The sequence below is a fragment of the Solwaraspora sp. WMMB762 genome, assembly GCF_049179115.1.
In the GTDB taxonomy this organism is placed as follows: domain Bacteria; phylum Actinomycetota; class Actinomycetes; order Mycobacteriales; family Micromonosporaceae; genus Micromonospora_E.
In genome coordinates this window covers 5928095-5951470 of sequence record NZ_JBMHMD010000001.1, presented here as the reverse complement: position 1 = coordinate 5951470, position 23376 = coordinate 5928095, and the positions used below count along the sequence as shown (strand labels likewise).

The following is a 23376-nucleotide window of genomic DNA, read 5'->3' as shown; positions in this document are numbered from 1 at the left end:
TCACCCACCCACGCGGGTGCCGTCGAGCCGGGACATACCGGTACCGGTGCCGTCGAGCCGGGACATCACGTCGAGGATGGCGTCGGCGTCGGGCCGGTCCAGGTCGGTGACCCGACGTCCGTCGGCGAGGAAGGTGACCCGGTCGGCGCGGGTCGCGGCGAGCGGGTCGTGGGTCACCATCACCACGGTCTGCCCGAGCTGGTCGACGGCGTCGCGCAGCAGGCGCAGCACCTCGGCGCCGGTGCGGGAGTCCAGGTTGCCGGTCGGCTCGTCGGCGAAGATCACCGACGGTCGGGTGATCAACGCGCGGGCGACGGCCACCCGCTGCTGCTGCCCGCCGGAGAGTTCGGCCGGGCGGTGCCCGAGCCGGTCGGTGAGCCCGACGGCGGCGACCACCCGGTTCAGCCAGTCACCGTCGACCCGGCGGCCAGCGATCGACAACGGCAGGGTGACGTTCTCCACCGCGGTGAGCGTCGGCAGCAGGTTGTAGCGCTGGAAGACGAACCCGATCCGGTCGCGGCGCAGCATCGTCAGCCGCCGGTCGTCGAGCCGGGTGAGGTCTGCGTCGCCGACGCGTACCGAGCCGGCGGTGGGCCGGTCCAGGCCGGCGAGGCAGTGCATCAGGGTCGACTTGCCGGACCCGGAGGCGCCCATGATGGCGTGGAAACGGCCGGCGTCGAAGGCGACGTCGACACCGTCCAGCGCGGTGACGGCCGCCTCGCCGGTGCCGTACACCTTGGTCAGGCCGGTGGCGGTGACCGCCGCGGCCGTGGTCGTAGTGGTCGAAGACATGCCGGAAACGCTAGGGACGCGGGCGGCGCGCGGCGTCCGCCGTGGCGCGTCACTTGCGGGTCCGTCGCTGGTCGCAGCCGCGCGCCGGCGTACGCCTCAAGTCGTAGTGCCGGGGCGGATCAGACCCGTCTCGTACGCCAGGACGACGGCCTGGACCCGGTCGCGCAGCCCCAGTTTGGCGAGGATCCGCCCGACGTGGGTCTTCACGGTGGCCTCGGCGACGGTGAGCCGGCCGGCGATCTCGGCGTTGGACAGCCCCTGGCCGACCAGCAGCAGCACCTCACGTTCCCGGTCGGTGAGCCCGTCCACGGCCGGGGCCGCCGGCCCGGCGGCGACGAGTTGGCCGGCGAACCGGTCCAGCAGGCGGCGGGTGATCCGCGGCGCGACCACCGAGTCGCCAGCGGCGATCACCCGGATCGCGGCGAGCAGCTCCTCCGGCGGGACGCTCTTGAGCAGGAATCCGCTGGCACCGGCCTGCAGCGCGGCGAACGCGTCGGCCTCGGTGTCGAAGGTGGTCAGCACCAGCACCCGGGGGGTGGGTCCGGCGGCGCAGATCCGGCGGGTCGCTTCGACGCCGTCGAGGACCGGCATCCGCACGTCCATCACCACGATGTCGGTTTCGACGGTACGCAGCAGCCGCAGCGCCTCCGCGCCGTCACCGGCCTCACCGACCACGGTCATGTCGCCGGAGTAGTCGAGCACCATCCGGAAGCCGGCCCGGACCAGGGCCTGATCATCGACGAGGACCACCCGGATGGCGGCGTCGCCGGTCCCGGCCGCGCCGGTCCCCGCGTCGCCGGCCACGGCCGCGCCGGCCCCCGGGGCGCTGGTCACGCCGCCGCCGCCAGGGTCAGCGGGATCGACGCCCGCACCTGCCAACCGCCGTCAAGCCGCGCTCCGGCGCTGAACTCGCCGCCGTACAGTCCGACCCGCTCGCGCATGCCGACCAGCCCGTGCCCGCCGGCGGGCAGCGCGCGGGCCGGCACCGGCAGCGGGGTGACGTTGCTCAGCGCCGGCACCGCCGCGACCGCGCTGCCGCCGCCGTCGTCGACGACCTCGATCGCGATGGCCTGCCGGGCGTACGTGATCGCCACCCGCGCCCGGGCCCGCTCCCCCGCGTGCCGCAGGGTGTTGGTCAGCGACTCCTGCACGATCCGGTAGACGGCGAGCGCCACCCCGTCGGGCACCTCGGGCACGGTGCCGGTCACGGTGAACTCGACAGCCAGCCCAGCGGCCCGCGCCTTGGCCACCGCCTCGCCCACCTGGTCGAGGCTGCCGCGCGGACGGTCCACCACCGCCTCGGCGGAGCGCTGCGGATGACGCAGTACGTCGATCAGCTGACGCATCTCGCCGAGCGCCTCCCGGCCGGTGGCCCCGATCGTGGTCAGCGCGCTGCGGGTGCGGTCCGGGTCGCGGTCCAGGGCGAACCGGCCGCCGTCGGCGTGCACGATCATGACCGACAGCGAGTGGGCGATGATGTCGTGCAGTTCGCGGGCGATCCGGGCGCGCTCCTCGACGACGGCGATCCGGGCCAGGTGGTCCCGTTCCCGTTCGGCGGTGGCGGCCCGCTCCTCCAGGCTGCGGACGTACAGGTGGCGGATCCGTACGGTCAGGCCGAGCAGCCACACCCCGATGGCGACCGAGCTGGCCAGCAGGAAGATGTACCGGTCGAACCACGCCCCGTTGCCGTCGTCCCACTGCACCGCCGGGCTGAGCAGGACGGCGGCAGTGAAGCCGCCGAAAAGGGTGGTGGCCAGGGCGGCGAACCCGATCCAGGCCTGCCGGGCGTACTTGACCACCGAGTAGAGCGCGATCAGGATCGCCACGTCGTGCGGCAGCAGGGTGAAGGTGTCCCCGGCGAGCAGTTGGGCGGCGGCGAGCAGGGCGACCACGGCGTAGGTGGCGGCCGGGAAGCGGCGGCGGGCGAGCAGCGGGGCCGCCATCAGCAGCCCGTGGCCGATGCCGGTCAGTCCGTACGGGCCGTTGGCGAGCACCGACGCGGAACCGACGACGGCGACGATGGCCAGGTCGAACAGCAGCTCGCGGCCGCGGATCATCCAGCTCGGCGGGGTCGGGGTCGGCACCGGCATGCTGCGAGCGTACCCAGGTCAGGTGCTCCGACCCGGCGGCCGTTGCCGCGGGTCAGGTGCTGGACTTGCCGACCATGGCTCCGGCGATCACCCGGTCCATGCCGGGCAGCCCGGCGGCGGCCAACGCGGCCCGCCGCACGTGCAGCCACCAGCGGTGCTCCGGCACGAACCAGCGGACCCCGCGCCGGGCCACCTGCTGTTTGTCGGTGACGACCGGCCGCATCGCGGTCTCGTAACGGCGCAGCGCTATCGCCAGCACGCCGGGGTCGGCGCCGGCGGTGGGGTCGAGTGCCCGGGTCAGCTCGGCGGCCAGGGTCTCCGCCCCGGCGACGGCCAGCGAAGCACCCTGCCCGGCGAGCAGGGAGACCGCCTGGCAGGCGTCGCCGACCAGGACCACCCGGCCCTGGCTCCAGGCCGGCATCTCGATCTGGGCGACCTGGTCGTAGTAGATGTCGTCGGCGGGTGGGCAGGCGGCGAGCGCCTGCGGAGCGATCCAGCCGAGGCCGGCGTACTCCTCGCGCAGGGCCGACCGGGGATCGGCCGGCAGCTGCGGGTCGGTGGTGCGGTGCACGGCGAAGACGGCGATCCGCCCGTCGCGCAGCACGTAGCAGCCGAGCTGGCGCCGGGTGCTGTCGGTGAGGGCGAACTCGTCGCCGACGGCGTCGCGGGCCGTCGGGTCGTCGAACACCCAGGCGGCGGTGTGGAAGCCGAGGTGGCGCAGGAAGTGCCGTTCGTCGCCGAAGGTCAGCCGGCGGACGGTGGAGTGGATGCCGTCGGCGCCGACCAGCAGGTCGGCCCGGTGGACGATGCCGTCGACGGTGGTGGCGTCGACCCGGTCGGCGCGGTGGTCGATGCGGGCCAGCCGGCTGCCGAAGCGCAGCGCAACCCGGCCGGGCAGCGCCTCGCGCAGGATCCGTTCCAGGTCGGGACGCATGATGCTGACCAGCCGACCATCGACGATGTCGGCGAACCGGGAGTAGCTGAGGCTGGCCCGCCGACGGCCCTGGTCGTCCCGGTAGGTCAGCGCGGTGACCTGGTAGCCGTACTCGTGCAGTTGCGGCAGCAGCCGCATCCGTTCGATGGCGTCGTAGCCCGGCCCGAAGAAGTCCATCATGTAGCCCTCGGTACGCGGTGCCGGCGCCTGTTCGAGGACGGTCACCGCCCATCCGGCGGCGTCCAGCCGGTGGGCCAGGGCCAGCCCGGCGATCCCGGCGCCGCAGATGACCGCCTTCACTGTCGGTCCCCTTCCGTCGTGGCGTTGTCGGTGGTGCTCATGCTGAGGTGTCGGTGATGTCGGTGTTGACCATCCGGATCAGCGGTCCGGCGACCGCGTCCGAGGTGAGGTCGGATGACAGTGGACGGTGCAGCATGAGGCCGTCGAGGGCGGCGGCCAGCACGGCGGCGCTGCCCGCCGGGTCGGCGACGCCGTGGCCGGCCAGCCAGTCGGCGGTCCGGCCACGCAGCCCGTCGAGGATGCCGGTCAGCACCTGGCGCAACTCGGCGTCGCGGGCGGCGGCCAGGTACACCTCGGCGAACAGCAGCGAGGCCGGGTCGGTGCCGGAATAGCCGTCGAGGGCGGCGAGCAGGGCCCGTACGCCGGCCTCGGGGCTGGCTGCCCCGGTCAGCAGCGTGTCCAGCTCGCCGACGAGGTCGGTCATCGTGCCGGTGGCCGCCTCGATCAGCAGCGCCCGCACCGAGGCGTAGTGGTAGTGGACCAGCCCGGGGGCGACCCCGGCCCGGTCTGCGACGAGCCGGGTGCTGACGGCGGCCCAGCCGCGCTCGGCGATCAACGCGACAGCGGCGGCGCGCAGCCGGGCCCGCACCTGCCGGCCGCGTTCGGCGGCGGTCTGCGTCATCTCCCACCTCCGGGGCAGCAGCCGCTGGGCGCTCGCCCTGAACGTTTGCATTGGGCGAATGCCCAACACGTTACCACGCCAACCCGGTCCGCGAAATCAGCTCTGGATTCGAGGGCTCACCCGTGCAACCCTGTTCGCAATGAGTAGTCGCCCAATCACCAATGGCTACCCCTCGGCCGGAGGCGTGCGTGAGCGAGCTGTACCGGACGCCACACTACGAACCACCACCGGGCAAGGACAGCGGTGCGACCCGGATGCAGGTACTGGTCACCGGCGTCACCCCGCCGGTGCCGTCCGCGACACACGGCGCGATGACCACCCTCGTCGGCCTCCGCCTCGACGGCCCCCAGCACTGGATCCGGTTCGACGAGATCCCAGCCCACCCGCTCAGCCAGGCTGCGCCCGTACGGCGATACGACATCGTCACGGCTGTCGCCCAGCCGGACCCGGACGACCCCCGCCCGGAGAGTTGGCGGGTCCACGACGCAACCCTGCGGGTCCGCCACGAAGCCCGGCGGTGGCGCGGACGCGCCGCGATCCTGCACCGACACGCCGAATGGTCCATGTGCGACCTGGAAGACTCGGCGGCGCGGCGTCCCGACGCCCAGTCACTGGCCCTGATCCGGGTCGCCGAGCTGCGCTACGTGCGGGTCAACCGGACCCCGGTGGCACCGCCCGCCGAACGCTGGTCCGCCGCCACCTGGCGCCGCACCGAGCCCGACCTGTTCCGCCCGGTGGTGCGCGACCTGCTGCGCCGGCCGCCGTTCACCGTCGCCTACCGCTACCACTGCCACCATCCGGTCTGCCGCAGCCACGTACAGGAATTGCGCGACCGGGACGTGGTGGCCTTTCAGCAGCGTCGCCGCAGATACTGCGGGCTGCCGCTGCGGCGCGCGCTGGCCGGCGAGTTCTGGGGGCCGCTGTGCCAGCCCGGCCGCGAGGTGGCGTTCCTGGTCGGCAGCCGTCGCGACGCCCCGACCCGCTTCGACGTACTCGACACCGTCGTCCTGCGCGGCTAGCCCGGTCGCTTGCGGCCGGTCAGGGACGCCGGGCGAGTTGCCGTCCGGTCTCGGCAGCCTCCGGCAGGCCGAGCACGGTGAACAGGTCGTGGGCCAGGATCAGCTGTTCGCGGGATTCCTGGTCGGCGCCGAGCGCGTGCAGCACCCGCGAGAGCACCGCGTAAGCGTAGGCCTGATCTCGCTGGTCACTGAGCCGCTCGCAGTGACCGGCCGCCTGCCGGGCATGCCGGAGAGCGAGCTCCAGCTCGCCGGTCTCCCGCAAGGCGTCCGCCAGCCGGTAGCGCGCCCTCGCCTCCCGCACGTGCAGACCCGCCGACACACACAGATTGAGGCACCGGCCGAACCATGACACGGCGTCCTCGTACCGCTGCTGGTCGAACACCGCGAGCCCGATGACATACCACGCGTACGCGGTCGCGTCGTCGTCCGACTGATCATCAAACGAGTCCAGGGCTTCCCGGCAGGTGGCCTCCGCCTCGACAGACCGTCCATGATAGATCTCGGCCAGTGCCGCGTTGACGATCGACATGAACTCGCCGGTGCGGTGGCGAAGCCAGCGGGCCAGACCGATCGCCTCCTCGAAATTGGTGACGGCACCGTCGTAGTCACCGAGACGCAGCGCCAGCAGACCCAGGGTGTCCAACGCCTGCCGCAGGATCGCGATGTCGTCGTACTTGGCGCACAGGCGGGCGGCGATCCTGAGCTCGCGCTCGGCCTCCTGGCGGCGTACCGCCGCCATCGCCAGGTTGCCGCGCAGGAAGTGCGCGCGCCCGGCCACCTTCCCGTCGCCGGCGCGGTCCGCCGCCGCGCACAACACGGACAACAACTCGATCGTCGGTTCGGCGCGTGGATCCGGCCCGAACGGTGACATCGCGATCATCAGATCCACCGAACGACGAAGAAGGTCCGCCTCGCCGGCCGCCATCTGCCCGACCAGCGCGACGATGTTCGGCAATTCCACGGCAGCCCAGCGCCGGGCGCTGGCGAGGCTGTCCAACGGCTGCCCGGCGGCCCCGTCCGAAGCCAGGGTCACGGCGACCGGGTCGCCTGGAGCAGCCCACCGGAACGCGTTGACCGCAGTGCCGAGAAGAGCGTCGAGCAGCCGCCCCCGGGAGGCGGCGATCTCCCCGACCGATCCGGCCGATGCAGCCGCTTCGGCCGATCCGGCCGGTGCGGCGATGTCCTGGGCCAGGGCGAACGACCGCACGAGGGGATGCAGGTGGTATCGCCCGGCGGTGTCCGACTCGAGCAACGCCAGATCGACCAACTCCTCCAGCAGGTCCTCGCTGTCCGACTCGGGCCGGTCCAGCATCCGCGCCGCGATGGGCAGCGCGAAGTCCGGCATGTCGGTGACGGCCAACAGGACCAGCGCACGCTGCTGCTCCGGAGTGAGCTGCCGCCAACTGGCCAGGAAAGTCGCGCTCACGTCAAGGTCGCCGGCCCGCAACGTGCCCAGCCGGCGCTCCCCGGTGAACCGGTCGCGAAGCATGCCGATCGACCAGCCCGGCCGGGCGGCCAGCCGGGCCGCCACGATGCGGACCGCCAGCGGCAGCAATCCGCAGGCGACCACGAGCTCCCGTGCCGTCTCGCGCTCGGCGGCAACCCGGTCGTGGCCGATCACCCGGCTCAGCAGCTCCATCGCCTCGGCCTCGTCGAACACCTCGAGATCGGCGTACACGGCGCCGTTGAGGCCGGCCAGCCGGGACCGGGAGGTGACCAGGACGCCGCAGGTCGCGGCGCCCGGCAGCAGCGGGGTGAGCTGGGCGAGGCTGTGCGCGTCATCCAGCACCACGAGCAGCCGGCGGTCGTGCGTCACCGAGCGGAACAGCGCCGACCTGCTGTCCTGGCAGTCCGGGACGGACTCCACCCCGAGTGCCGCGAGGAAACCGTCCAGGATGTCCTGCGGCGATGCCGGCCTGGCGTCACCGCCCCTGAGCTCCGCGTACAACTGACCGTCCGGGTAGTGCGCACCGAGTCGGTGAGCGACGTGTCGCGCCAGGGTGGTCTTGCCGAGGCCGCCCATGCCGACAACGGCGACGATCGGCAACGAGTCGCGGTCGGGCCGGCTCAGGGCGTTGATCATCAGGCGGGCCACCGCCTCACGACCGGTAAAGTCCGCGGTGCTGGCCGGAACCTGGGCCGGCTGAGGCACCGGCACCGGCACGTCGCTGCCCGCCGACGCCTCACCGCCCGGCGACGCCTCGGTGCGCGCCGGCTCTCCACTGCGCATCGGCGGGGCGGCGGGCCCTTCGCTGGCCAGGAGCCGCCGGTGGGCGTCGGCAAGCTCGGCGCCGGGTTCCAGCCCCAGCCGGTCCACGATTCTGCGGCGAGCCGCCGGGAATACCGCAGCGGCCTCCCCCGTCCGGCCGCTGGCGTGCAGCGCCCGGATCAACAACACGATAAGGCTTTCCCGCAGCGGGTTCTCGTCGGTGAGCGCACGCAACTCGGGCACGCACCAGGAGGCGCGGCCGAGGTCGATGTCCAACGCCAGACGCGCCTCCAGCAGGTCCAGGTGCAGCTCACTCAGCCGGCGACGATGCCGTTGCGCAAACGGTCCGGGCACCCCGGCCAGCGGCTCGCCGTTGAACAGGGCAAGCGCCTCGGCCAGCATCGTGCGGGCGCTCCTCGCGTCGCCGGCCCGGCGGGCGCGGCGGGCGCGACGGGCCAGCGCCTCGGCGTACCGCACATCGACCGCGTCCTCGGGCACCTCCAGGCGGTAGCCGTCGCCGACGGTCGTCAGGAGCCGGGGCTCGGCAACGTCGTTCTCCAGCACCTTGCGCCAGCGCCAGGCGTACGTACGGAGGCTTTTCGTCGCCGTGACCGGCGGGTCGTCGCCCCACAGTGCTTCCATCAGAACAGCCGCGCTCACCGCCTGACCCGGCCGCAGGAGAAGGACGACGAGCAGGGCCTGTTGCTGCGGACTTCCCATGTCGAGGTCGACGGAGCCCCGGCGGCCGCGCACCACGCCGAGCAGGTTGAAACGAAGGGATTCCATGTCAACCGCAGACGATCGCGTCGGCGGCGTACCGCAAATCCACCCTCATCTCGCCATCCTGGCAAACCAGAGCGGCCGGCGGACCCGGCTGTAGGTGAACCCATAGACGGGGGGTGTGGATGACGGCGGCATCGATCGACAGCGGTGCCTGCCTGAGTGCGGATATATCAAATCGCGTATCCGGTGTCTATCGGCGTACCCGAAGATCGATCCAAGGCACCTCTCGATGAAGGAGGAAGCACATGGGACTGCACGACGCGATCTACCGGGCCCAGCAGGACAAGCCGGAACTCGCCGAGACCGAGCAGCTGGTCCTCGACGAGCTGGCCGAGCGTGACCAGGACTCCGAGGTGGCGGCGGCCGAGTCCGCCGGCTGAGTCGACGTCACAGGGGCCGGGCGGCTCGCCCGCCCGGCCCACCCGGTCCTGCAGTGCGTCAAGTCTCAGGTGGAGTGACTCGGAGGTGCAGTGATGTCGGGAACGGATCTTGCGGCCGGCTCGGTGGTCCAGGACGGTGAGCGGACGCTGAGCTTGTCCGAGGCACACCTGCGGGGTTTGGCGGCGGCGGCCGAGCTCGATCTCCGGGTGGACTGCACGGCGGTGCTCGACGGCGATCCGGCAGTCTGGACCGCGACGTTGTGGCGTGGCGACGACCCAGTGCCCAGCGGACTGGGACTCGGCAAGGGAAATTCGGCGGCGGCCCAGGTCGGCGCGATCTTCGAGGCGCTGGAGCACCACCTCAGTGGGCTGCGGGGCCTCGCTGGCGGCGGGACGACGCTGCGCCGCGCGGGGGAGATCTCCCGCGACGTGACGCTCAGCCAGGACGTTGCGCTCGGCCTGCTCGGGGAGCTGCCCGACGGGCCGATGGGGTGCCTACCCTTCCGAGTGGTGACCAGCGGCGCCGAGATTGACGTGCCGCTGTTCCTTTCCGTGCCGGACTACCTCGACGAGGAAGCCGACCCGCTGCGGGACAGTCTGGGTGACCACTTCGACTACACCGGGGTGAGCCGTTACTCCTGCAACAACGGCTGGGCAGCGGGCACCGACCCGGTCGAGGCGGCGGTCCACGCACTCAACGAGACCATCGAGCGGGATGCGCTCTCCCTCCTGCTGATCGACCAGTTCCTGGGACGGCGGAGGTCACCGCTGGTCCTCATTGAGGCGAGCACGTTGCCGGACGACCTCGCAGCCCTGGTGTCGGCGGCGGAGACCATCACCGGCCAGCGGCTGTACCTGATCGACATGACCACCGATCTGGGCGTGCCGGCGATCTTCGCCTACCTTCCCACGCCCGGCGGCGAACCGGCCCGGATCCGCGGCTGCGGCGCCTCGCTCTCCCGCCACTATGCGATCGCCCGTGCGGTGAGCGAGCTGGTCCAGGTCCAGCTGGCGTCCTCGCTCGGGACCATCCACTCCGCGTTCGCGGCCATGACGCCCGTCCGGCACGACTGGACGACGCCCTACCCCGCGCTCCAGGCCTGTTACCGAAGCGACTTCAGCAGCCGGCTCGCCGACGCCACCCTGGTGCCGTACGCGGAGACGGAAGCGCCGGACACTGCCGCCGGCCATTTCGACGAGCTCGTCGATACCCTCGCCAGACGCGGCTTCACGCCGCTGCAGCGTGACCACTACGTCACCGGCAACCTGGCCGTGGTCAACATCTTCGTCCCCGGCCTAGAGCGGTTCATGCTCGTCACCGACGGACAGGTGGTGGTGCCGGGAAAGCGCGGCATGGCGGTCAAGAACAACGGAGTACGGCCTGAATCCGTGCACGATGTCAGATAGCTGACGTTGATCATTGCGCTGGGCCGGCTGCCCTGGCGCGGCGGGCCCGGCCGCGCGGACAATCGGCAGCATGGCGATGCTGTGGCTCGGCGCAGCGGTACTGCTGACTCTGCTCAGCGGCTTCCTGTTGAGCCAGGAACCGGGACTCACCTTCGTCACGGCCGTCCTGGTGCTGTGGGCAGCTGCAGCTGCCTACGTGGTCGCCGCCATCTGGCCCGCTCGCGCAGCTTCCGGTAACCGGGCCAGCCGGCTGACGACGGTCGTCATCACCGGACGCACACTGCTGGGGATCACGGTCGGAGCGCTCAGTCTCGCCTTCGCCGGCGCCTACGGCGAAGGCAACCTTTCGCCGTACGGCGAACAGGTCACCGCCGAGGTCACCGATGTCCGTGACGGGTGCGTGCCGGGCACCGAACTGTGCCGCCCCAGCTACCAACTGTCCGTCGGCAGCGACGATCTCGGCTGGGTCCCGTTCTGTGGGCCGGCCGAGCCGGTCGGCACGAAGGTCGAGGTCGACATCGACCCGCTCGGTCAGCGAGAGCCGCTGACCACCTCCTGTATCCCCGGGCGGGACGCGGCACGAACGATCACCACAGCGTGGCTCGGTGGCGTCGGCGCCATCGGCCTGGTGGCTGTCGTCGGCCCAGGGTGGCGCGCCGCCCGCTCCCGGAGCCTTCGTCGACCCGACGTCACCGAGCCGGGCTGACCCCGGCGAGAGGTTAAAACCGGGGAGTCCGTCGGTGGGGCATGACACCCTGACCGGGTGAACGTCGAGGAAGCCGTCCGACTGCGCCGCGCCCGGGACCTGCTCGACCGAGAGTACGCCCGCCCCTTGGACGTGCCGGCGATGGCGCGGGCCGCGTACATGTCGCCGTCGCACTTCACCCGGCTGTTCCGGGCCGCCTACGGAGAAAGTCCGTACGGCTACCTGTCCACCCGGCGGGTCGAGCGGGCCAAGGCGCTGCTGCGCCGTGGCGACCTGAGCGTCACCGACGTCTGCATGGCGGTCGGGTTCACCTCGCTCGGCTCGTTCAGCTCCCGCTTCACCGAGCTGGTCGGTGAGACGCCCAGCGCGTACCGGGCCAGGTCACATGCGGCCGGCGCGGCCATCCCGGCCTGCTACGTCAAAGCCGTCACCCGCCCAACCCGCCCGGCCGGGGTATCAAGTCGGTTTGGAGAAGCCCAGGTCAGCCGGCCGGCGTAGCGTCGCTGGCATGACAATCAAGCTTTCCCACACGTTCCTGCTCGTCCGCGACCAGGACGAGGCGCTGAAGTTCTACCGCGACGTGCTCGGCCTGGAGGTCCGTACCGACATGCCGTTCGAGGGCTTCCGCTGGCTGACCGTCGGCCCGCCCGGACAGCCGGACGTCGAGATCGTGCTCGAAGTCGCCGCGATGGGTCGCGCCGCCGACCAGGAGACCCTGGAGCTGCTGTTCGCCAAGGGCTCGCTCAGCGGGCTGATCTTCCTGGTCGACGACGTGGACGCGACGTTCGAGCGGGTCCGGGCCGCCGGGGCGGAGGTCATACAGGAGCCCATCGACCAGCCGTACGGGGTACGCGACTGCGGTGTCCGCGACCCGTCCGGCAACAACATCCGCTTCTCGCAGGGACTGTCCGCGTAGTCGCACCGCCGCTGCGCCACCGGCACGTCGAGTGGAGGGCTGGGGTACCTAACTTGTCGAGAATTACGTACCCCAGCCCTCCACTCGACGAGTTCACGGGCGGCGACGGGCCGGACGGGTCACCGCGCCGGGGCGGCGCAGCGCGTCCGCCCGTACGACGATCGAGCGGAAGCGTTGGTCCTCGCCGCCGACGACCTCGACCCCGACCAGATGGACCCATTCGATCCCCGGATGCTGCGCCCCGTCGTCGACCCGGGTGACCCGCAGCACGAGCCGACCGAGGCCGTAGCAGTAGTCGCCGGTATTCAGCGAAACCGTGTCGCCGACTTTGACCAGCGGGTCATTTCTCATTGTTGATCATTTCCACCGGCTGGCCAGCGCGCAGCAACAGTTCGGCGAACCGCTCGTACGCCCTGAAGTCTTCCACGCGTAGAAATTGCAGCGCGGTGTCCATCGGGCGGCATCCGTCGGTCAGGCAGACCGGGCAGCCGGCCCACTCCACCGAGGGCCAGTGGTCGGTGACGACGCTCGTCGCGTACCGGATGGCGACGTCACGGGTCTGCTCCTCGCTCAACTCGGGGATGGCCGGCGATTGGGAACCTGGTACCAGGACACTCATTTCTGCCCTCCGCTGATCCTCGGAAACTTCTCTTGCGAACACTCTGGACTCCACCGGCACTCTCCCGTAAGGATGGAGCGGCATACCCGTGAAATCACTCACGTACGGAGGGGTAAGCGGTGGACATGATCATGTGGATACGCGCGCTCAAAGCAGCGCGGGTCGCCGCCGGAGTAAGCCAGGACGGGCTCGCCGAGAAGATCAATTGGAGCGCGTCGACGATTGCCGCGATCGAGACGGGCCGACGCAAGCCGACCTTCAAGTTTGCTGAAGAGGTTGACGAGGTGCTGGCCACTGGCGGCCTGCTGACCGAACTGCTGGACCGCGCCGAACGCCAACGCACCCCCGCCTGGTTCCTTGCCTGGCGCAAGATCGAGTCCGAGGCCACCCGCCTCCGCTCATACCAGCTCGCGCTCATCCCAGGTCTGCTACAAACCGAGGAGTACGCCCGAGCCGTCATCTCCGCTGGCGGGCTACACACGCCGGCCAAGGTGGAGGAACTGGTCCGGGTCCGGATGGAGCGGCAGGAGTTGCTAACCCGCGACAACCCGCCCGAGTGCATCTTCATCCTCGACGAGTCGATCCTGAGCAGACCGATCGGCGACCACGCCATCCTCGACCGGCAACTCCAGCACATCCAGGAAGTCGCCAAGCTGCCAAACGTGCGGATCCATATCCTTCCGACCGAGGTCGGCGCACACGTCGGACTACTCGGTGGATTCATAATGGCCGCGCTGCCAGACGTGGATCCGGCTGCATACCTGGAGGACGTCGCCAAGGGCCATGTCGCCGACGACGAGGAGACGGTCACCCTGCTCAACCGCAAATGGGACTGCCTGCTCGGCGATGCCGCCTCCACGAGCGCATCGCTGCGCATCATCGCCAAATATAGGCTGACGCCATGACGACTCCTGACGGTCTGCAGTGGCGCAAGTCCAGCCGTTCTGGCGACACCGGCGGCAACTGTGTCGAGGTCGCCGCCGCGTGGCGCAAGTCCAGCCGTTCCGGTGACACAGGGGGCGACTGCGTCGAGGTGGCCGGCAACCTGCCCGGCCGGGTCCTGGTCCGCGACTCGAAGGACCGGGACGGCGGCACCCTCACCTTCTCCCCCACCGCCTGGACCACCTTCCTCACCCACACCCCCGCCCGCTGACTGACCCCCTGCTGCTATTCCCGCAGCCGGTCGCCTCGCCAGCCCACCGCTGGCGAGGCGACCGGCGCTCACGGTTGAGCCACTATGACTTGATTGGATCTGGGGCCGGATATCGCTGTCCATAGGTGCGCGTCGTCCGGCACTAACAGCAGCCGCCCGCCCCCAATGGAGACCGACTTCTCGCGTCGGTGAAGGGCGAGGTCGTACACGGAGAGCTCCACGCCATGCTGGCGCTCGCAGCTGAGACACGGCTCGTGGGCCGGTGGCGTACGGGGTCAGCTGACCGACGGACCACCCCGGCCCGCCCGAAACTTGTACGCAGCGTTACCGACCGGCGGGCTGGTGTGCCCCTTCGGTCTTGATGCCACAGGTGCATCTTGATGCACCTGTGGCATCAAGCCTGTGGTGACACTCTGCCCCGGGAGCCATGACGAGCGGCACGCCGCCCACCCGCACCTGCGACCGGCGGCGAGCAGCCGGCCGCGCTGCGGTCGGCATCGACGGTTGCCAGGCTGTACCGTGGCAGAGCCGCCTTCAGTCCGCATTGGAAAGTGGGAGTACGCTTCATGGCCACACCGACCGTGGATGCCCCTGATCCCAGCCGACTAAGGCGAAAGATCCTCATGCCTCTGTCCGTAGTGGTATTCGCCGCGGTGGTGACCGCCGGCGCGGCGGTCGCCCTGCAGATGCGGGGTCAGCCGGACGCGACCGCGACCCCCACCGCGCCGTGCGTCGGACCGCCGGATCGAGCGACACCATCGGCGGCAGAGGAAGCGACAGCGACTGTCCCGCCGGACGGCAACGGGCTCGACGTGGTCGAGTCCGGCTTCACCCAGCTCGGCAGCAGCTCGGCACCGATCACCCGCAACTCCATGGTCAGCATCGGCGCCGTCGTCGCCAACACGAGCACGTATACCGCGCATCGTGCCCTGGTGACCTTCAACGTCCTCGACAGTGCGGGTGAGTCCGCAGTCCTCACCACGATCCTCGACCAGCCCCGGGAGATCCCGGTCATCCTCCCCGGCGAACGTGTCGGCGTGGGCGGCCAGTTCTGGATCCGGTCCGAGGACGGCCAGCGGGTCGAGGTCGCCCGGGTGAACGCCACCGTCTCCGGCGCGACCTGGACCGCGACGGCGACGGCGACGGCGACGGCGACGGCAAACACGCCAGATGCGACCCGGGACGCGGCCGTAGACGCTGCGGCAACCACTGCCGGCGGAATCACCACCCGGCATCTGGAGACCCGGCGGCACGGTACGGACCAGATTGACGCTACGGTCACCTACGAGGTCCACTCACCGTACTGCCAAAAGTGGACCTCAGTCGGCACCAGCGCGGTGTTCCGCGACGAGGCCGGCACGGTGGTCGGCGGGGGCTTCGACCCCACCGTCTCGCCGTCCGCCTGCCTGCCCGGCCGGCACCCCGGGTCGACGCTGCTGCCGAGCAGTCTGCCGCCGGCCGCGGCCGACACTCGGACCGAGGTTTACCAGCACTGCGCGCCCCCTGACGACCCGCAACAATGATCAACGGAGACGGTCTGAACATGCTGCACCACGAACGCCTCGACAAGCTGCTGCCCACCGCCGCGATGGTCGGCGTACTGGCGATGCTGGCGGCCTGCTCACCGGAACCGTCGACATCCGACGAGGCAGCCGAGCCGCCGGCCGGTTCGGGCGGGCAGCCCGCCGGATCCGATCCGGTGTCGGGCCAGCATCCGCTGCTCGCCGCCACGCTGGCGATGGACCCGCAGGTACGTGCCGTCGTCGGCCGGCTCACCGAAGCGTGTCTGCGCGATGCCGGCATCGACCGGTTTCCCGCGCAGCTCCCGGCCGGGCTTCCCGGGCCGGCGGTCGTACCACCGCAGCAGTCACCGATGCTGGATGAGGCAACAGCGAACGGGTACGGCATCCGCGCAGCCGAAACCGCCAACCAGGCCGACGCCGAAGCCGATGCCGGCGCCACCACTGAACGGTTCACCTGGCCGTCACCGGCCGAGGAGCGCCGCTACCTGGAGGCGCTGACCGGTGCAGCGGACGGCGAGACCCTCACCGACGACGCCGGCAACTCGACGCTCGGTGGCTGCGTCGGCGAGGCCAGATCCGCTGTGTACGGCGAGGTCGCCGCGCCGCCGAGCCCGGTGACCGCGATCGACGAGGCGGCCCGCGCCGGGTACGCCGCCGATCCGACGGTGGCCTCGGCGACGGCCGCCTGGTCGGACTGCCTCCAGCAGGCCGGCCAGCCGCAGCTGCTCGACCCGGCGGACGCCCGGCGCTTCGCCCAGTACTTCCACCACCCGGTCGGTGAGCGGCCCGGCGGCCGGGTGCCGGAGGACGGCCCGTGGCCGGCCGAGGTGGCCCAGGAGAAGGAGATCGCGCTGGCCGTCGCGGACGCCGGGTGTGCCGACCGGACCGGCCTGCGTGAGGCGCAGCGGCTGGCGTGGGAGAAGGCGCTGGACGCCGCGGTCGACCGGCACGGTGCCGAACTGTCCGGCTACCGGGACGCGATGGCCGCCGCGCTGCGGCAAGGCCAGCAGGTGCTCGCCGACTGAGCCGTACCGGAAAGTGACGGATTGGCGACAGGAGCTCAGCAGACTGATCATCCTCACCTAGAGTCACCGCAACCTCCCTGCACCACGTACGGAATGTGTCCATGTAGTACGTTGGAGTAACCGCGGCAGTCCATCGGCTCAAGAGTGGGGAACAGGCGCGCCATGCCCGCATCGATCCGGCTTCGGCCAACCGTGCCGGCGGCGCTCGCCGTCGTCCTGGTCGCGGCTGCCGCTGTCACCGCCGCCTGCTCGCCCGACTTGGAGCCCGACCCGGCAGCCTCCTGTATCGAGGCACCCGACCGCCCGCTCACCGGCACCGCCGGCCCGTCCGCCGAGGCACCAGACGGCGGCGGGCTGCGGGTCGTCGAATCCGGCGTGACGATCGTCCCGCCGGTGCGTCGACCCGGCTCGGCGACCGCGAGCATCGGGGTGATCGTCGAGAACACCAGCGGGTACGTCGCCTACCGCACCCGGGTCTCTTTCGACGTGCGCGACGGCGCCGGCGACACCGTCGTGGTCGGAGACGGCGGCGGGACGGTGCTGCTGGAGGTGCCGTTGCTGCTGCCCGGTGCCCGGTCCGGCGTCGGCACCGCCGTGTACGTCGACGAGGCGGCCGACGCCGCCGACCGGGTCGAGGTGGACACCACGCTCGGTGCCACCACCTGGGTCGAGCACCGGCCGGACGAGGTCGCCGGGGTCACCACCACACACGACCGCACCACCATCGTCGACGCGGAGTCGCACAGTGGGATCGTGTACTACCGGATGGCGTCGCCGTACTGCACCGGCCTGTTCACCCGGGGCGTCGGCACCATCTTCCGGGACGCCACCGGCCAGATCGTCGGCGGCAGCATCGACGGCGACAAGGGCTCCCGCCGATGCGACCCGGACCAGGCAGAGCAGCTGACCGACGTCATCCGCAGCATACCGGCGCAATTCGACGACTCCCGGACCGAGAGCTACCCCTACTGCGACTTCGGCCCCGCGCCCAGTTCGCCGGGGTGGGCGACGACAGCTCCCTTCAACTAACCGGCTGGCAGGGTCGGCCACTCGACGGGCGGATGGAGGATCACGTGACGAACAGTGAGCCCAACTGCGGCACCAGGTTGGGCGCGGACCTGTACGGGCTCTGGCGTGCCGGCCGGGACAATCTCCCCACCGTGGCGGCGGTCTACTCGACGGCTGGTGACGCCCTCGATGCTGCCGCCGTCGGCGTCGCCGGGGCGTTCGTCCGCTCAGGCAATCTGCCCGGGGTGCCGTACGGTCCGGCGTACCAACCGTGGGTCGAACTGCACGACATCCTGGCGAAGATCTGCCACGACACGGCCGACAACATCGAGGCGACGGCGGACGCGCTCTGCGTCGCCACCGTCGAGTACGCCCGTGCCGACTACGAGGCGGCCAGTGAGTTCGCCCGGTTGCTGGAGGTCAACGGCGAGCCGAGGGCCGACATCGGATGAGCTTCGACAACCTGATGCAGCACGCGTACGAGATCCAGCAACAGGCGACGTTGAAGGCGCTGACCGAGTCCGGGGCACGCCCGGCGGCCCCGGCCGGTGAACCGCAACCGGCACCGCGGCACGGCGAGCAGGAGACCCGCCATCGGATCGAGCAGATGTTCGGCGACGTTCCGGAGCTGTTTCAGGCGTTCGCCGAGATGCCTGACCCGGCAGCGTTCGACGGTCGGCTCAACGAGCTCAGACGCTCCATCGAGGAACTGTCATCGGGATCGGTGTCGGAGGATCCGATCAGTGGCAACATCTATCCGGCGAACCCCCGGCTCGACGAGATGCTTGACGCGGAGAGCCACATCGAGAGCTGGACGGGTCGGGCCGCGATGGAGTTCAAGAGCAACTTCATCTCCCCGTTCCCGTCGATCGTCTACAACCAGTTCATGGGGATCGCGGTCCTCAGGGCGGCGCTGGACGCGGAGCGGGAGATCTGGGTCCGGGCGCGCGACGACATCGACAAGATCGCCCACGACACGATCACCGCGCTGGACCGGATGGACGACTGCGGCAAGAACGAGTGGGTGATGACCTTCACCGTGGTGTCGTCAGTGGCGGCGGTGGCCGGTGTGGCGCTCGCCCCGGTCAGCTTCGGGCTCTCGCTGGGGTTGACCGCTGTCGGGGCCTCGTCGCAGGTGGCGGCTGCCGGGGTGCCCGACGACCCGCCGGCGGTCCGGTTCCAGGGTGAGACGGCGCCGGCGGTCGTCGACTCGATGCGCGACGCCATCCGCCTGCTGCACGGCTACATCGCCGAGCAGGAGCAGAAGATCGCCGACGCGCTCACCAGCTGCTGCCAGGCCGTGGCGCAGCAGCGGGACAGCTTCGTAGCGAAACGGCCGGCGCTGGCCGACGCGACCCAGTCTGACGTGACCGGGCCACTGTTCATGGGCTACTCGACCTGACGGCGACCGCCCACCTCGGCCGTTCAGATCGACCATCCGCAACGACTCTCCACACACCCACTTCGACGACGACAATGACTGGGGAACGGATCGTGGGACTGCTGGCAGACCGGCTCGACAACATGCACGTGACGGCGGTCGCGCCGGGTGGCGCAATCTCCGGTGAGCTGCGCGGCCGCGACTGCGTACGGGTCACCTTCGCCGCCGGCCGCTACCAGTGGCTGGACGAACGCTATGTCGAGCAGCAACTTGCCGGGCTGGGCCGGCTGTTGTGGGCGGGCAGGATGAGGGCGTACTGGGCGGCGGTCAGCGAGGCGCTCGACACGCCGGTGTCCGGGGAGGAGCCGCCGGTCGGGCCGCGCGACGTCGACTACCAGGCGGCCCGGGGCGGGATCGTCGCCGAGGGCCGGTCCGACGACGGTTCGGTGCAGATCGAGGTCCGCGGTATGCGGGACTGGACGGTGCGGATCGTGCCGGGCAGCCTGCGCCGGTTCCGGGAGGACGAATTCTCCGTACGCGTGCAGCAGGCCGCCACCGCGCTGATCCGCGACCAGTTTGCCCAGGTCCGTTCCTTGAAGGACACCATCTACGGTACGGCCGGATAGTCCGGCCGGCAGGGGTGTGACCGCCGTCAAGTTGCCGACATGGTTTCCGCTGGCCCCGCACGGGAACGCCAAGGATCGATACCGTGGTCAGGGGAGGCGGTCATGCCGGTTGCAGCGGACACCAGTTCGGTCACGGAGTCGACGGTCGGCGCGTGGGTCGCCCGGTGGATCGTCGGGGCGGCGCTCGGGCAGATCGTCTTCGGCGGCACGGTGCGGCTGGTGCTGGCGGTCCTGATGGGAGCCTTGCTGGGCGGTCTCGGCGTCTGGTTGCTGATGCGGCACCGGGCCGCCCGCCACCCGAGCCAGACCCAAGCGAGGCAGCCGTCGGGGCCGCGGATCCGCTATTCGCCGCTGGCACCGCCGGGCCGCCGCTGAGCCGGGCCCGACCGTCGGCGCTGCCGGCCTACGCGTGCTGGGCGGCGGCTGAGGTCCGGGCGCGCGGCCGGACCTGCTCCCGGGCCTCGGGTGCCAGCCGGGGTGGCCAACTGCCGGGCACCAGGACCCCGCAGTGGTACGCCCAGGCGACCAACGCGGTCCGGTTGGTCACCCGCGCCTGGCGCAGCAGCGCGGTCACGTGGTACTCGACGCCCTTGCGGCTCAGGTGCAGGCTGGCCGCCAGCTCGGCGGTCGAGGCGCCGCCGGCCAGCCCTTCCAGCACCCGGGCACCGACCTCGGTCAGCTGCGGGCGGCGTACCCGGTTCTCCGGGGTGAGCAGCACCAGCACCGAGTCGGCCGGCGGCTCCGTCCCGCGTACCGCCACGGCGGTGATGTGGCTGGAGGCGAGGCGACCGTCGGTGGTGGTCACCTCGGCCAGTCCGACGAAGTGCGGGTACGCGTCGGTCAGCAGGATGCTGAACCGGTGGCGGAACCAGGCCCGCCGGTCCGGGTGCAGCACCAGCTCGAACGGGCGTCCGGCGAGCTGCGCGCCCGACCAGCCGATCCACCGGGTCAGGCCGGCCGAGACGCGCACCACCCGGCCGTACCGGTCGAGCTGCAGGGCCCGGGCGTCGGGCCGGAGCCGGAGCCCGCCGATCAGGTCGGGGTCGGCGCCGGCTGCCAGGCCGGGTTCCGTACGGGCAACGCTGGTGATGCTGGCAGTCTCCACAAAAGGTACGTTGCCTGGCTCGACTGCTCATTCGGCAGTCCATTTTCTGCTTGCTTCGACCCGGTTGTTGCTTGCTTGGGCCCGGTTGTTCCCACTTCAGGCCCGGTTATCGCGCACCGCAGTCGAGAAACTACTCGCTGCACATGGCTCAGTCGGTCAACGCGCACCCACCTGACGCGCCGTCATCGTGTCAGCCGAGCGCCGGCCGCTCCACCTGTTACTGGGCAGTACCCCGGAAATGTGTCCCGAAGGGTGTCACCGACGAGGGTGTCTCGCACGTTGCCCCCGGCGGCGACGCAGCACCCGGTTAGCCTCGGCGGGACCAACCCGGGCCTGGAAGGTGACGATGACGACCACAACGACCGGCGGCCGGGCCGACGCCGCCGCCACCCCCCTGGTCCGGGTCGACGTGTGGTCCGACGTGATCTGCCCGTGGTGCTACATCGGCAAGCGACGGCTGCACACCGCGTTGGAGCAGTTCCCGCACGCCGACCGGGTGCAGGTGCGCTGGCGCAGCTTCCAGCTGGACCCCACGCACGGGGAGCCGCTGCCGGTGCCCGAGATGCTGGCCCGCCGGACCGGCGGGTCACCGGCCCAGGTCCGGGCGATGACCCAGCGGGTCAGCGAGTTGGCCGCCGCCGAGGGCCTGACCTACGCACTGGACCGCGCGGTCTCGGTGAACACCTTCGACGCGCACCGGTTGAACCAGTTCGCCTCGGCGAACGGGCTCGGCGGGCCGCTGCACGAGCGGCTGATGCGGGCGCACCTGGCCGAAGCCGCCGTGCTGGACGACCCGCAGACCCTGGTCCGGCTCGCCGTCGAGGTCGGCCTGGACCGGGCCGCCGCCGAGCAGGTGGTCCACGGCGACGGGTACGCCGCCGAGGTCGCCGCCGACGCCCGGGCCGCCCGCCGGCTGGGCGCCACCGGGGTGCCGTTCTTCGTGCTGAACGACCGGTGGGGAATCTCCGGGGCGCAGCCGGTCGAGACGTTCGCGTCCGCACTGCGCACCGCTTACCGCGCGGCGGTGTAGTGCACGGGCGGTCAGCTCGCCTGTTGGCGGTCGCGGCCGTCCTCCCCGGCGGATCGTCGGCCGCCGCCGTCGCGTTCCGCCGACGGCCGGTGTGACCGGTAGGTCAGCCACAGTGCGGCGATACCGGCGATCGCGGCGGCGACGCTGGCCAGCTGGTCGGCCAGCGACGGGCCGATGCTGACCACGACAACGACCAGCAGCACCAGGGCGAGCGTGCCGAGGCCGGCGGTGCGTAGGAACTGCCGTACCGCCGGTCCGGCGTCGCGGAGCACCAGGACGGCGAGTAGTTCGAGCACGATGATGCCCGCCATCACCAGCAGCGGGACGTGCCATGGTTCTATCTGCACGACGTACCTCTCCGGACCGTGCCGCCGGCACCGGCACCGGGGTCAGGCCAGCGCACCGGCCATCTCCGTGGTGAACTGTGGCGACAGGTCCTGGTCCTCGTAGAGAAACCGTTCGACATGCTCCTTGACCACGTCGGAGAACCGCCGGTAACCGGGGTGCACCGGCCGGGGCAGCGAGTTCTCCACCGCCTCGCGCACTCTGACCAGGTGCGGGATCGAGGCCCGCAGGTTCGGGTCGTTGTACGCGCCGATCGCGGTCGGCGCGATGCCGTGCGAGGCGAGGATCTTCTGGGCCCCTTCGCTGGTGACGAACGAGATGAACGCCAGGGCGCGGTCGACGTAGCGCGAACCGGCGACGACGGCCAGGCTCTGCCCGCCGAGGATGCCCTGGCTGAGCGGGTCGACCCGGATCCGTCCGGTCGCCACGTCCCGGTTGCCGGCCAGTTGCAGCTTGCGGTACTCGACCGGCCAGCTGCGCAGGTACCGGATCGTGGAGTCGGCGGCGGCGAACGCCTCGAGTGACTCGGGCTCGCCGCCGGACGTCAGCACCTTCCCGGCGTCGATCGCGTCCTTCAGCGGCTGCAGCGCGGTTCTCCACAGCTCGACGTCGGTGGAGATCCGGTCGGCGGGCCGTTCGGCACCGGGCGTGCCCAGTGGTTTCAGCACGGCCGGCCGTTCGGCGACGGCGTGTTCCAGGACGTTGACCACGAACGCCTCGTAGAACGCCGATACGCTGGGGCGCAGCTGTCCGACGAACTGCTGCGACCCGTCCGGGATCGTGGCGAGCAGGTCGGGCAGCCGCCGCGGCGGCGCCTCGGTGGACTCACCGTCGAGCCGGGTGAACAGCATGCCGACGTCGGTGTTGAACGGTGCGGCCCAGTACGCGCCGGGTTCGTCGGGCACCCGGCTGACCTGATCGAGGGGGGCGATGAGCTGCCGCCCGCCGGTCGGCGGGATCTTCTCGATCAGGCCCTTGGTGGCGAACTCGGGCACGTCGACGATGTCGAGATTGAGCAGGTCGGCCTCGCCGGCGGCGGCCTTCTCCAGCATGATCCGGCGTTCGTCGCCGGAGCCGCTGCCGATCGGGTCGACCCGCACGATGGTATGTGGGTTCGTCTCGTTCCACATGCTCACCAGCAGGTCCCGGGCTCCGGTCGGATCCGCGCCGGTGGACAGCCGCAGCTCGACCCGGGACTGCAGTCGGCCACCGGGGGCCGCGTAGGTGGCGACCGCCGCCAGGGTCCCGGTGGCGATCACTCCACTGAGAAATGAGCGCCGGCTGTACGGCGCCTGGTCCGACATGGGCGTACACTCCCTCCGCCGCCGATCACGGTGACTCCCACCATGATCGACAAACAGCGATGGTTGTGTACGTCACACTACGCGTCTGCGTCAAGCCCG

Annotated in this window: 27 protein-coding genes; 16 read left to right on the top strand and 11 right to left on the bottom strand. The window is 71.1% G+C overall.

Annotated elements, in window-relative coordinates; translation table 11 throughout:
- The 5 genes from ACN27J_RS26715 to ACN27J_RS26695 form a co-directional block, all read right to left on the bottom strand.
- Entirely contained in the window at positions 1-792 is a 792-nt protein-coding gene (locus ACN27J_RS26715) for an ABC transporter ATP-binding protein (protein ID WP_421370410.1), read from the bottom strand.
- 96 nt (positions 793-888) lie between these two features.
- A complete protein-coding gene (locus ACN27J_RS26710; RefSeq protein WP_421372500.1) occupies positions 889-1548 on the bottom strand; it encodes a response regulator in 660 nt (219 codons plus the stop codon).
- Between the two features lie 74 nt (positions 1549-1622).
- On the bottom strand, positions 1623-2882 hold the full coding sequence (locus ACN27J_RS26705; RefSeq protein ID WP_421370409.1) for a sensor histidine kinase: 1260 nt from the start codon (positions 2880-2882) through the stop codon (positions 1623-1625).
- Positions 2883-2934: 52 nt separating this feature from the next.
- A complete protein-coding gene (locus ACN27J_RS26700; protein ID WP_421370408.1) occupies positions 2935-4116 on the bottom strand; it encodes an FAD-dependent oxidoreductase in 1182 nt (393 codons plus the stop codon).
- 37 nt (positions 4117-4153) lie between these two features.
- A complete protein-coding gene (locus ACN27J_RS26695; RefSeq protein WP_421370407.1) occupies positions 4154-4738 on the bottom strand; it encodes a TetR/AcrR family transcriptional regulator in 585 nt (194 codons plus the stop codon).
- Between the two features lie 188 nt (positions 4739-4926).
- On the opposite strand from ACN27J_RS26695, the gene ACN27J_RS26690 reads away from it, so the two are divergent.
- The gene (locus tag ACN27J_RS26690) at positions 4927-5757 is read left to right on the top strand and encodes a hypothetical protein (RefSeq protein WP_421370406.1); all 831 of its coding nucleotides are present in this window, start codon (positions 4927-4929) and stop codon (positions 5755-5757) included.
- Positions 5758-5776: 19 nt separating this feature from the next.
- Here ACN27J_RS26690 and ACN27J_RS26685 read toward each other — a convergent pair whose 3' ends face one another.
- The gene (locus tag ACN27J_RS26685; protein WP_421370405.1) at positions 5777-8752 is read right to left on the bottom strand and encodes an AfsR/SARP family transcriptional regulator; all 2976 of its coding nucleotides are present in this window, start codon (positions 8750-8752) and stop codon (positions 5777-5779) included.
- A 242-nt stretch (positions 8753-8994) separates the two neighbouring features.
- On the opposite strand from ACN27J_RS26685, the gene ACN27J_RS26680 reads away from it, so the two are divergent.
- The 5 genes from ACN27J_RS26680 to ACN27J_RS26660 all read left to right on the top strand — a co-directional run bounded on the left by ACN27J_RS26680 (position 8995) and on the right by ACN27J_RS26660 (position 12158).
- A complete protein-coding gene (locus ACN27J_RS26680; protein ID WP_255500488.1) occupies positions 8995-9129 on the top strand; it encodes a hypothetical protein in 135 nt (44 codons plus the stop codon).
- Between the two features lie 93 nt (positions 9130-9222).
- Positions 9223-10536: a YcaO-like family protein gene (locus tag ACN27J_RS26675; RefSeq protein WP_421370404.1), complete on the top strand. Its 1314-nt coding sequence runs from the start codon at positions 9223-9225 to the stop codon at positions 10534-10536.
- 70 nt (positions 10537-10606) lie between these two features.
- Complete coding sequence (locus tag ACN27J_RS26670) at positions 10607-11242, top strand: hypothetical protein (protein ID WP_421370403.1); 636 nt, start codon at positions 10607-10609, stop codon at positions 11240-11242.
- A gap of 57 nt (positions 11243-11299) precedes the next feature.
- Positions 11300-11740: a helix-turn-helix transcriptional regulator gene (locus ACN27J_RS26665; protein WP_416615749.1), complete on the top strand. Its 441-nt coding sequence runs from the start codon at positions 11300-11302 to the stop codon at positions 11738-11740.
- 10 nt (positions 11741-11750) lie between these two features.
- Positions 11751-12158, top strand: a complete 408-nt coding sequence (locus ACN27J_RS26660) for a VOC family protein (protein WP_421370402.1) — start codon at positions 11751-11753, stop codon at positions 12156-12158.
- Positions 12159-12251: 93 nt separating this feature from the next.
- Here ACN27J_RS26660 and ACN27J_RS26655 read toward each other — a convergent pair whose 3' ends face one another.
- Both ACN27J_RS26655 and ACN27J_RS26650 read right to left on the bottom strand, forming a co-directional pair.
- Positions 12252-12509 (bottom strand): hypothetical protein, encoded by a 258-nt coding sequence (locus tag ACN27J_RS26655; RefSeq protein WP_148083556.1) that lies wholly within the window; start codon positions 12507-12509, stop codon positions 12252-12254.
- Positions 12499-12777 carry a hypothetical protein gene (locus ACN27J_RS26650; protein ID WP_421370401.1) on the bottom strand — a complete coding sequence of 93 codons (279 nt, stop codon included), beginning with the start codon at positions 12775-12777 and terminating at the stop codon, positions 12499-12501. The genes ACN27J_RS26655 and ACN27J_RS26650 overlap by 11 nt, the downstream gene beginning before the upstream one ends.
- Before the next feature lie 125 nt (positions 12778-12902).
- Here ACN27J_RS26650 and ACN27J_RS26645 point away from each other — a divergent pair, with 125 nt between their 5' ends.
- The 9 genes from ACN27J_RS26645 (at position 12903) to ACN27J_RS26605 (ending at position 19868) form a co-directional block, all read left to right on the top strand.
- Complete coding sequence (locus ACN27J_RS26645) at positions 12903-13682, top strand: helix-turn-helix domain-containing protein (RefSeq protein WP_421372497.1); 780 nt, start codon at positions 12903-12905, stop codon at positions 13680-13682.
- Positions 13679-13930, top strand: coding sequence for a DUF397 domain-containing protein (locus tag ACN27J_RS26640; protein ID WP_421370399.1), 252 nt, complete (start codon positions 13679-13681; stop codon positions 13928-13930). Before ACN27J_RS26645 ends, ACN27J_RS26640 begins: the two co-directional genes overlap by 4 nt.
- Before the next feature lie 623 nt (positions 13931-14553).
- A complete protein-coding gene (locus ACN27J_RS26635) occupies positions 14554-15453 on the top strand; it encodes a hypothetical protein (RefSeq protein ID WP_421370397.1) in 900 nt (299 codons plus the stop codon).
- Positions 15450-16478, top strand: coding sequence for a hypothetical protein (locus ACN27J_RS26630; protein WP_421370395.1), 1029 nt, complete (start codon positions 15450-15452; stop codon positions 16476-16478). Before ACN27J_RS26635 ends, ACN27J_RS26630 begins: the two co-directional genes overlap by 4 nt.
- Before the next feature lie 162 nt (positions 16479-16640).
- Positions 16641-17507: a hypothetical protein gene (locus tag ACN27J_RS26625; RefSeq protein WP_421370394.1), complete on the top strand. Its 867-nt coding sequence runs from the start codon at positions 16641-16643 to the stop codon at positions 17505-17507.
- Between the two features lie 44 nt (positions 17508-17551).
- Entirely contained in the window at positions 17552-17938 is a 387-nt protein-coding gene (locus tag ACN27J_RS26620) for a hypothetical protein (protein WP_421370392.1), read from the top strand.
- On the top strand, positions 17935-18888 hold the full coding sequence (locus ACN27J_RS26615; RefSeq protein ID WP_421370390.1) for a hypothetical protein: 954 nt from the start codon (positions 17935-17937) through the stop codon (positions 18886-18888). Before ACN27J_RS26620 ends, ACN27J_RS26615 begins: the two co-directional genes overlap by 4 nt.
- 92 nt (positions 18889-18980) lie before the next feature.
- Positions 18981-19493: a hypothetical protein gene (locus tag ACN27J_RS26610; RefSeq protein WP_421370389.1), complete on the top strand. Its 513-nt coding sequence runs from the start codon at positions 18981-18983 to the stop codon at positions 19491-19493.
- 102 nt (positions 19494-19595) lie between these two features.
- The gene (locus tag ACN27J_RS26605) at positions 19596-19868 is read left to right on the top strand and encodes a hypothetical protein (protein WP_421370387.1); all 273 of its coding nucleotides are present in this window, start codon (positions 19596-19598) and stop codon (positions 19866-19868) included.
- A gap of 28 nt (positions 19869-19896) precedes the next feature.
- Here the strand turns inward: ACN27J_RS26605 and ACN27J_RS26600 are convergent, their stop codons facing one another.
- Positions 19897-20598 carry a helix-turn-helix transcriptional regulator gene (locus ACN27J_RS26600; protein WP_123603638.1) on the bottom strand — a complete coding sequence of 234 codons (702 nt, stop codon included), beginning with the start codon at positions 20596-20598 and terminating at the stop codon, positions 19897-19899.
- A 346-nt stretch (positions 20599-20944) separates the two neighbouring features.
- Between ACN27J_RS26600 and ACN27J_RS26595 the strand changes: the two genes are divergently transcribed.
- Positions 20945-21628 (top strand): DsbA family oxidoreductase, encoded by a 684-nt coding sequence (locus ACN27J_RS26595; protein WP_421370385.1) that lies wholly within the window; start codon positions 20945-20947, stop codon positions 21626-21628.
- Positions 21629-21639: 11 nt separating this feature from the next.
- Here ACN27J_RS26595 and ACN27J_RS26590 read toward each other — a convergent pair whose 3' ends face one another.
- Positions 21640-21975 carry a hypothetical protein gene (locus ACN27J_RS26590; RefSeq protein ID WP_421370383.1) on the bottom strand — a complete coding sequence of 112 codons (336 nt, stop codon included), beginning with the start codon at positions 21973-21975 and terminating at the stop codon, positions 21640-21642.
- 42 nt (positions 21976-22017) lie between these two features.
- Positions 22018-23277: an extracellular solute-binding protein gene (locus tag ACN27J_RS26585; protein WP_421370381.1), complete on the bottom strand. Its 1260-nt coding sequence runs from the start codon at positions 23275-23277 to the stop codon at positions 22018-22020.
- Positions 23278-23376 lie beyond the last annotated feature (99 nt).